The following is an 892-nucleotide window of genomic DNA, read 5'->3' as shown; positions in this document are numbered from 1 at the left end:
GTCAAATGTGTATAAAAGACAGGCGAAAAACCCAGCGATCGCTGGCGGATAGGGACGGAGCACGAGAAGTTCGTCTATGCGCTGGGCGACCATCACGCGCCGTCCTACGACGAAGCCTCGGGCATTCGTGCGCTGCTCGGTGAGCTGGAACAATATGGCTGGGCGCCGGTCATGGAGGGCGGCAACGTCATCGCGCTGACCGGTGCGGACGGCTCGATCAGCCTGGAGCCCGCCGGCCAGTTCGAACTGTCGGGCGCGCCGCTCGACAATCTGCACCAGACCTGTGCCGAGACGGGGCGTCACCTGGCTCAGGTGAAGGCGGCGGGCGACAAGCTGGGCGTCGGCTTCCTGGGACTGGGCATGTGGCCGGACAAGACCCGTGCCGAGCTGCCGATCATGCCCAAGGGGCGTTATGCGATCATGCTGCGCCATATGCCGCGCGTCGGGTCGCTCGGCCTCGACATGATGCTGCGGACGTCGACGATCCAGGTGAACCTGGATTACGCGTCCGAGGCCGACATGGTGAAGAAGTTCCGGGTCGGGCTGGCGCTCCAGCCGCTGGCGACCGCGCTGTTCGCCAACTCGCCCTTCACCGAAGGCAAGCCCAACGGCAAGCTGTCCTTCCGCAGCCATATCTGGTCGGATACCGACCCCGCACGCACCGGCATGCTGCCCTTCGTGTTCGAGGACGGGTTCGGTTATGAGCGTTATGCCGACTATGCCCTCGATGTGCCGATGTACTTCGTCTATCGCGACGGCAAATATATCGACGCGGCGGGGCTGTCGTTCCGCGATTTCCTGAAGGGCGAGCTGTCGGTCCTGCCGGGCGAACTGCCGACGATCGACGACTGGAACGATCACCTTTCGACCGCCTTCCCCGAGGTGCGGCTGA

Annotated in this window: 1 pseudogene; it reads left to right on the top strand. The window is 64.2% G+C overall.

The annotated features are described in order from the left end of the window. Positions 1 to 21: 21 nt before the first annotated feature. Positions 22 to 892: pseudogene (locus NS355_RS17880) on the top strand (glutamate--cysteine ligase); the annotation flags it as partial.

Origin of the sequence: Sphingomonas yabuuchiae, assembly GCF_001477495.1 — a bacterium.
GTDB classification, from domain to species: Bacteria; Pseudomonadota; Alphaproteobacteria; order Sphingomonadales; family Sphingomonadaceae; genus Sphingomonas; species Sphingomonas yabuuchiae_A.
The sequence above is the reverse complement of the archived record's forward strand: the minus strand, read 5'-3'. Positions and strand labels throughout refer to the sequence as shown.